Consider the following 8,670-nt stretch of genomic DNA (forward strand, 5'->3'; position numbering starts at 1 on the left):
CTGAGCCATCGACAATACGGGCGATCACTTCTTTTACATCAAACGGTTTGCGCAAATCGGTGCCGACAATGCCGTACAGCTCTTTGGCGTCATACAGCGGCTCTTGCGCCGGTTTGATATCCATCGGTTGCGGGGCAGGGCGGTTTAACCGGCTTACCGCATTGCGGGCCAGTTGCAGCGCATGCTCGTCATTTAACGCGTAGTGGTCAGCCACACCGGAGATTTTACAGTGCACGTCCGCGCCGCCCAGCTCCTCGGCAGAGACTTCTTCACCCGTCGCCGCTTTTACCAGCGGTGGACCCGCCAAAAAGATAGTGCCTTGCTCTTTAACGATAATGCTTTCATCGGCCATCGCGGGCACATAAGCACCACCGGCGGTACAGAGGCCCATTACCACAGCAATTTGCGGAATGCCTTTGGCAGACATATTGGCCTGGTTAAAGAAAATGCGGCCAAAGTGTAGCTTATCCGGGAATACTTCATCCTGGCGGGGCAGGTTGGCACCGCCGGAGTCGACCAGGTAAATACAGGGCAGGTGGCAGCGCTCGGCTATTTCCTGGGCACGTAAGTGTTTTTTCACCGTCAGTGGGTAGTAGGTGCCGCCTTTAACCGTGGCGTCGTTGGCAACAATCATACACTCAACGCCACTGACACGGCCGATACCGGCTACCACGCCGGCGCTGGGTACGTAATCTTCGTAGCATCCCCAACCGGCAAACTGGCCAATTTCTAAAAATGGCGAGCCCGGATCAAGCAGCTTTTGAATACGATCGCGTACAAACAGCTTGCCGCGTGAGGTATGACGGGCAATAAGCGCTTCACCGCCACCGAGTTTTATTTGCTGTACTTTGCTTTGCAGATCATCAACTACGGCCTGCATGGCAGCAGCGTTTTTTTGGAAGTCCTCAGAGCGAGGGTTTACTTTTGAGGTAATTCTGGTCACGTAGGTTACCTTCTGGTTTGGCTCAGAATTTCCGGCTACGTTGCTCTCGCACATTTTACACGCTCGCCCGTTCGGCTCTCCGAAATGTCGGACCACCAGCCTCACTTTTGATCGCTCGCTAAGTAAAATCTGCTACGCACTTCACCTGGATCTGCTTTTCATTGGGTTAAACAAAACATCAGGCGGTGCACAACCGGAACAACTAAGCAGACGATCAAGAGCGAATTTGGGAGAAATTCGCGGGTCTGCGTGTTGTTACGGTGGAAGCAGCCGCTTCCACCTAAGTTTTGCTAAAAGCTTAGTTAGATTCAGTAAACAGCTCTCGGCCAATCAGCATACGGCGGATTTCCGATGTGCCGGCACCGATTTCGTACAGCTTGGCATCACGCAGTAAACGTCCGGTAGGGTACTCGTTAATGTAGCCATTACCGCCTAATAACTGGATTGCATCCAGCGCCATTTGCGTTGCCAATTCTGCTGCATATAAAATTACACCGGCGGCGTCTTTACGCGTGGTTTCACCACGATCACAGGCTTTAGCCACCATGTAAACGTAAGAGCGTGCTGCATTCATACGGGTATACATGTCGGCTACTTTACCCTGCACCAGCTGGAACTCACCGATAGACTGGCCAAACTGTTTACGGTCGTGAATATAAGGTAGCACTACGTCCATACAAGATTGCATAATGCCCAGCGGGCCGGCAGACAGTACCACGCGCTCGTAGTCCAGACCGCTCATCAGTACCTGTACGCCACGGCCAACCTGGCCTAATACGTTTTCTTGGGGTACTTCACAGTCTTCAAATACCAGCTCACAAGTGTTTGAGCCGCGCATGCCCAGCTTGTCCAGCTTCTGCGCCTGGCTGAAACCTTTAAAACCACGCTCTACGATAAAAGCGGTAATACCTTTGCTGCCAGCGTTGACGTCAGTTTTGGCATAGATCACATAGGTGTGTGCATCCGGACCATTGGTGATCCACATTTTGTTGCCGTTTAAGATGTACTTGTCGCCTTTTTTCTCAGCGCGCAGTTTCATGCTAACCACGTCTGAACCGGCGTTTGGCTCGCTCATCGCCAGTGCGCCAATGTGTTCGCCAGAGCACAGCTTTGGCAGGTACTTCATTTTCTGCTCTTCAGTGCCGTTGCGGAAAATCTGGTTTACACACAGGTTAGAGTGAGCGCCGTAAGACAGTGCAACAGAAGCAGAAGCACGGCTGATTTCTTCCATCGCGATAACGTGCTCTAAATAGCCTAAACCTGAGCCACCGTATTTTTCATCTACGGTGATACCCAGCAGACCTAAATCACCGAATTTGCGCCATAACTCGTTCGGAAATTCGTTCTTCTCATCGATTTCAGCGGCGCGAGGGGCAATTTCGTCGCGGGCGAAGGCATTTACCTGCTCGCGGATCATGTCCACTGTATCGCCTAAATCGAAGTTAAGGCCTTTGTAACTGCTAATCATGGTCTATCCCCGTTTGCTATGTCTTACCGCTTAAGCGGTTTTATGATGTTTGGCGTCGGCTAAGGTATCGCGGCAACGTTTTTCTACCGTTACCAGCTCCATTAGCACCACTTTGATGTCGTCCATTTGCTGATGTAGCTCGGCTTTTTTCTGCTCAATCAACTTCAGCATGGTATTTAACTGGGTCACGCTGCTTTTATCAGCGTCATATAATTCGAATAACTGACCGGTTTCGGCCAGGCTAAAGCCCAGGCGCTTACCGCGTAAAATCAGTTTTAACCTTATGCGGTCGCGCTTGCTGTAAATGCGGGTTTGCCCGCTACGCAGTGGCGTGATCAGCCCCTGATCTTCATAAAAGCGGATACTACGGGTAGTAATATCAAACTCTTTGGCCAGTTCGCTGATACTGTATGTTTTTTCTTCTTTTTCTGTCATAAACGCCATCCCCGAAAACGCAGTCAATATAAGTGAAGTTTACGTAAAGGTAAAGCTGAGGGGGGGCGGCTTTCTGTGCTGAAAAGAGATTTTTCCAAGGTTTGTAAAGCAAAAATGCCAATACGGGCTGGTCTGACTGTACAGTTTACTGAACCAAACGCATTGCCCACTACCATAGTGTTAGGTGGTTGACGTTGGCGTAAACGTAAATTTGGTGTAGGCTCTGGAGCAACTTTTTAGCCGACAGCTTTTTTGGAGAACTTTATGGCTACCGACAATATTGTCATCGTTGCTGCTAAGCGCACTGCTATGGGCGGCTTTATGGGCGGTTTATCTGATGTAGACGCTACTGTACTGGGTGCTACCGCGATTAAAGCGGCACTGGAGCAGGCTGGTTTAAGCGGCGACAAGGTCAGCGAAGTGATCATGGGTAACGTGCTGCCAGCAGGTTTAGGCCAGGCACCGGCACGTCAGGCAACGTTAAAGGCTGGTTTACCACTGACAGCCGGTGCAACCACCATTAATAAAGTCTGCGGTTCCGGTTTAAAAGCGGTGATGTTAGCCAGCGACTTACTAAAAGCCGGTAGCGCCGATGTGGTAGTTGCTGGTGGTATGGAGTCGATGAGTAATGCGCCTTACCTTTTAGATAAAGCCCGGAGCGGTTACCGTATGGGCCACGGCCAGATTAAAGATCATATGATGTTAGACGGCTTGGAAAACGCCTACGATGGTAAAGCCATGGGCTGTTTCGCTCAGAGCACTGCTGATGAGAAAGGCATTACCCGTGAGCAAATGGATGCCTTTGCCGTGCAATCGTTAACCCGTGCGCAGCAAGCTATCAGCTCTGGTGCTTTCGAGGGTGAAATTACCCCGGTAACGTTCCAGACACGTAAAGGTGAAGTAACCTTTAACGTTGATGAACAGCCAGGCAACGCCAAAGTAGACAAAATCCCGACACTGCGTCCGGCTTTTGCTAAAGACGGTACTATCACCGCAGCAAACTCCAGCTCAATTTCAGACGGTGCCGCTGCCCTTATTCTAATGCGTGAAAGCGATGCCAAAGCCCAAGGTGTTAAGCCATTAACGCGCGTTGTGGCGCATGCAACCAACTCAATGGAACCTGCACTGTTTACGGTGGCTCCGGTTGGCGCTATGCAAAAGGTACTGCAAAAAGCCGGCTGGGATAAAGAGCAGGTAGATCTGTGGGAAATTAACGAAGCCTTTGCCATGGTAACCATGCTGGCGATTAACGAACTGGGCTTAGATAGCGCCAAAGTAAACGTTAATGGTGGTGCTTGTGCGCTGGGCCATCCTATCGGTGCCTCAGGTGCGCGTCTTTTGGTAACACTGATTCATGCGCTGCGTAATCGTGGCCTGAGCAAAGGCGTTGCCTCACTGTGTATCGGTGGTGGTGAAGCTGTAGCACTGGCCGTAGAAGTTTTATAACAAAGACGAATCAGGCTTCGTGCGAAGCAGATTTAACTTAGCGAGCGATCAACAGTGAGCCGGGGAGCGGCGAACGGGCGAGCGTGTTAAATGTGCGATAGCAACGAAGCCGAGAACCGGAGAACGGTGTAAGCCGACGCTTCCACCGTAACAACACGCAGACCCGCGAATTTCTCCCAAATTCGCTCTTGATCGTCTGCTTAGTTGTTCCGGTTCCGCTTTGGCTGGTAAGTCCGGCAAATAATACAGCTCGTTAGCGAATATAGAAAACAATACATACATGCGCTGACAGCAGACCCAAACAATCGGGAGAAGCAATATGACACAACAGGTTATGCATTTTATCGACGGCGAGTTTGTTGCACCAACAGGCGACAAACTGATCCCCGTTACCAACCCGGCAACGCAGGATGTGATTGCTCAGGTGGCTTGTGCCACGCCAAGTGAGATGGAACGCGCCATCGAATCGGCTAAAGCCGCGTTTAAAACCTGGAAAGAAGTGCCAGTATCTGAGCGCGCCCGTTTGATGATGCGTTTTGCGCACTTATTAAAAGAGCATCAGGCCGACATCGCAGACATTATCTGTAAAGAGCTGGGTAAAACAGTAGAAGACGCCAAAGGTGACGTATGGCGCGGTATCGAGGTAGTAGAGCAGGCCGCTAATATTCCGTCATTAATGATGGGTGAAACGGTAGAAAACGTTGCCCGCAGCATCGACACCTACAGCTACATTCAGCCGCTGGGCGTGTGCGCCGGTATTACGCCGTTTAACTTCCCGGCGATGATCCCGCTGTGGATGTTCCCGATGGCGATTGCCTGTGGTAACACCTTTATTTTAAAACCGTCTGAGCAAGATCCGATGACGGTAAATAAAATCGCTGAGTTATTTGTCCAAGCCGGTGCACCAAAAGGCGTGTTACAGGTTGTACATGGTGCGAAAGAGCAGGTTGATGCCATTTTGCACCACCCGGATATCAAAGCGATTTCATTCGTGGGTTCAGTTAATGTTGGCCAGTACATTTACAAAACCGGTACTGACAACTTAAAACGCGTACAGGCCTTTGCCGGTGCGAAAAACCACATGGTTATTATGCCGGATGCTAACAAACAGCAAGTTATCAATGCTTTAGTTGGTGCCTCAGTGGGTGCGGCCGGTCAGCGCTGTATGGCGATTTCAGTAGCGGTATTCGTAGGCGCTGCGGCAGATTGGATCCCGGAAGTAGCCGCGGCTATCGGCAAGGTACGCCCGGGTGTTTACACCGATCCGAGCGCGGCGTATGGCCCGCAAATCAGCCCGCAGGCGCGTGCGCGCGTGTTATCGCTGATTGAGCAAGGTAAAAAAGAAGGCGCGACCTGCGTACTGGATGGCTCTGACTGTAAAGTTGACGGTTACCCGAACGGTAACTGGGTTGGCCCAACCGTATTTAGCAACGTTACTACCGAGATGGAAATTTATAAGCAGGAAATCTTTGGCCCGGTACTGTCTACAATGCACGTTGCGTCAATGGATGAAGCGCTGAAAGTGGTAAACGACAGCCCATTCGGTAACGGTACTTCAATTTTTACTGCCAGCGGTGCGGCTGCGCGTAAGTATCAGCATGAAGTGGAAGTGGGTCAGGTAGGTATCAATATTCCTATTCCGGTACCTCTGCCATTTTTCTCGTTTACCGGCTGGAAAGGCTCGTTCTACGGCGACCAGCATGCTTACGGTAAGCAGGCAGTGCGTTTCTATACTGAAACGAAGACGATAACAGCCCGCTGGTTTGATGACGATATTCAGGTGTCTGGCCCGAATATGTCGATTAACTTGCGTTAAGGCAACACGGAGCCTGATGTGAGTCAGGCTCAGGCCTGCACACTTTACACGCCGACACGCCATAAACCATCCATGGGGCTCGATTCCGGCCATCCATGGCCTCCAACGGTCGGCTAAGTAAAGTCTGCAGTCTTTCTGCGATGCAGATTCGAAGCGGTTAACAAGGCGCCGAGCGGAGTAGATTTAACTTAGCGAGCGATCAAGAGTGAGCCGGGGAGCGGCGAACGGGCGAGCGTGTTAAATGTACGGAAGCTCACAAGCCGATTGGAAAAGCAGGACCAACTATGAATTTCAATTTAACAGAAGACCAACAAGCCTTTGTCGATGTGGCCAAACAGTTTGCCGAACAAGAACTGGCGCCACACGCTGCCCAGTGGGATCGCGATCACCACTTTCCAAAAGACGTCATTCAAAAAGCCGGTGAGCTGGGTTTCTGCTCACTGTACACGCCAGAAGATGACGGCGGCATGGGCTTATCACGCCTGGATTCATCCATTATCTTCGAACAGCTGTCGATGGGCTGTACCGCTACTACAGCGATGCTGACCATTCATAATATGGCCACCTGGATGATTGCCAACTGGGGCACCAGCGATGCGAAAGCACAGTGGATGGAGCATTTAGCCACCGGCCAGAAACTGGCATCTTATTGCTTAACCGAGCCAGGCTCAGGTTCTGATGCAGCTAGCCTGCGCACCACAGCGAAAAAAGATGGCAATGAGTACGTATTGAACGGCGCGAAAATGTTTATCTCTGGCGCTGGTTCAACTGAAGTGCTGGTAGTGATGGCGCGTACCGGTGAAGCCGGGCCAAAAGGCATTTCGGCGTTTATCGTACCGGCCGATGCCAAAGGCGTTATTTACGGTAAAGCGGAAGAGAAAATGGGCTGGAACGCACAGCCAACCCGCTTAATCACTTTTGAAGATGTGCGTATTCCTGCGCATTACCTGTTAGGCAATGAAGGCGAAGGTTTCGGCTTTGCCATGAAAGGCTTAGACGGTGGTCGTATCAATATCGCAACCTGTTCAATTGGTACTGCACAGCAGGCGCTTAACACGGCACGTAACTATATGCTGGAGCGTCAGCAGTTTGGTAAGCCACTGGCCGCGTTTCAGGCGCTGCAGTTTAAACTGGCCGATATGGCCACCGAGCTGGTTGCAGCGCGTCAGTTAGTGCGCTTAGCGGCGTTTAAGCTGGACCAAAAAGACAGTGAAGCGACAGCGTATTGTGCAATGGCGAAGCGCTTTGCCACTGACGTTGGCTTCCAGGTCTGTGATCAGGCGCTGCAGCTACACGGTGGCTATGGCTACATCAAAGAATACCCGCTGGAGCGTCATTTCCGTGATGTACGCGTGCATCAGATTTTGGAAGGTACCAACGAAATTATGCGGCTGATCATTGGCCGGCGTTTACTGGATGAAGCGGCAGGCGACATTCTGTAATCAACTTTTGTTACGATGATCTGAATCATCAGGAGGAACCGCCTTGTCCACAGCGACACGCCGTAAACCATCCATGGGGCTCGATTCCGGCCATCCATGGCCTCCAACGGTCGCTTTAGAACAAGGCTAATCCTCCTTCTTGCCTGAGTTTATTCGGGCAATAAAAGGAGACAACAATGGCTCAACTAAAACTCGAAAAACGCGGCCACACGGCGCTTATCACCATGTCTAACCCGCCGGCAAATACCTGGACGGCAGATACTTTAACCCAGCTACGTGATGCGGTTAAAAGCCTGGATGCCGACAAAAATATTTATGCCTTGGTCATCACCGGTGAAGGCGAGAAGTTCTTCTCAGCCGGTGCGGATTTGAAACTGTTTGCCGACGGCGATAAAGCCGTAGCCAGTGATATGGCGCGTATCTTTGGCGAAGCGTTTGAAACCTTAAGTGCATTTCGTGGCGTGTCTATTGCCGCCATTAACGGCTATGCCATGGGCGGCGGTTTAGAAGTTGCTCTGGCGTGCGATATCCGTATCGCTGAGCAGCAAGCGCAGATGGCGCTGCCTGAAGCCACAGTCGGTTTATTACCTTGTGCCGGTGGCACGCAAAACCTGGCCTGGTTGGTTGGCGAGGGCTGGGCAAAGCGCATGATCCTGTGCGGTGAGCGTATTGGCGCGGAAAAAGCACAACAAATTGGCCTGGTAGAAGAAGTCGTCGCAACGGGTATGGCACTGGAAAGCGCGCTGGCATTGGCCGATAAAGTCGCCGAGCAAAGCCCGTCAGCCGTCACTGCATGTAAAGCACTGATTCAAAAAGGCCGCAGCGGCACGATGCAAAGTGCATTGCCACTGGAGCGCGAGCTGTTTGTTGGTTTGTTCGATACCAAAGATCAGGTCGAAGGTGTGCAGGCGTTTTTAGAGAAACGCAAAGCGAACTGGGTGAACGGCTAATGAGCGCGGTTAATGAAGTCGTGCTGTATCAGGAGCTGACAGCACAGAACGGTAAAAAAATCGGTGTTGCTACGCTGAATTCAGAAAAATCACTAAATGCACTGAGCTTACCTATGGTGGAATCATTACTGCCAAAACTGCAAAGCTGGCAGGCGGACCCGTCAATCAGC

8 protein-coding genes are annotated in these 8,670 nt (G+C 51.3%); 5 read left to right on the forward strand and 3 right to left on the reverse strand.

What is annotated here, in order from left to right; genetic code table 11:
- The 3 genes from VIN66_RS12340 to VIN66_RS12350 all read right to left on the reverse strand — a co-directional run.
- Positions 1–880, reverse strand: an 880-nt coding sequence (locus tag VIN66_RS12340; protein ID WP_349257537.1) for a carboxyl transferase domain-containing protein, incomplete at its 3' end; no start/stop codon positions are given.
- Positions 881–1,241: 361 nt separating this feature from the next.
- Entirely contained in the window at positions 1,242–2,411 is a 1,170-nt protein-coding gene (locus tag VIN66_RS12345; RefSeq protein ID WP_331924258.1) for an isovaleryl-CoA dehydrogenase, read from the reverse strand.
- A 30-nt stretch (positions 2,412–2,441) separates the two neighbouring features.
- Positions 2,442–2,846 (reverse strand): MerR family DNA-binding transcriptional regulator, encoded by a 405-nt coding sequence (locus VIN66_RS12350; protein ID WP_331924259.1) that lies wholly within the window; start codon positions 2,844–2,846, stop codon positions 2,442–2,444.
- Positions 2,847–3,110: 264 nt separating this feature from the next.
- Between VIN66_RS12350 and VIN66_RS12355 the strand changes: the two genes are divergently transcribed.
- The 5 genes from VIN66_RS12355 to VIN66_RS12375 form a co-directional block, all read left to right on the forward strand.
- Positions 3,111–4,292: an acetyl-CoA C-acyltransferase gene (locus tag VIN66_RS12355; protein WP_331924260.1), complete on the forward strand. Its 1,182-nt coding sequence runs from the start codon at positions 3,111–3,113 to the stop codon at positions 4,290–4,292.
- A 319-nt stretch (positions 4,293–4,611) separates the two neighbouring features.
- Positions 4,612–6,108 (forward strand): CoA-acylating methylmalonate-semialdehyde dehydrogenase, encoded by a 1,497-nt coding sequence (locus VIN66_RS12360; protein WP_331924261.1) that lies wholly within the window; start codon positions 4,612–4,614, stop codon positions 6,106–6,108.
- 284 nt (positions 6,109–6,392) lie between these two features.
- Complete coding sequence (locus VIN66_RS12365; protein WP_331924262.1) at positions 6,393–7,550, forward strand: acyl-CoA dehydrogenase family protein; 1,158 nt, start codon at positions 6,393–6,395, stop codon at positions 7,548–7,550.
- Positions 7,551–7,726: 176 nt separating this feature from the next.
- On the forward strand, positions 7,727–8,500 hold the full coding sequence (locus VIN66_RS12370; RefSeq protein ID WP_331924263.1) for an enoyl-CoA hydratase: 774 nt from the start codon (positions 7,727–7,729) through the stop codon (positions 8,498–8,500).
- Positions 8,500–8,670: enoyl-CoA hydratase/isomerase family protein (locus VIN66_RS12375; RefSeq protein ID WP_331924264.1), on the forward strand; the 171-nt coding region annotated here is incomplete at its 3' end. The genes VIN66_RS12370 and VIN66_RS12375, both read left to right, overlap by 1 nt.

The sequence above is a fragment of the Rheinheimera sp. genome (assembly GCF_036568245.1).
Classification (GTDB): domain Bacteria; phylum Pseudomonadota; class Gammaproteobacteria; order Enterobacterales; family Alteromonadaceae; genus Alishewanella.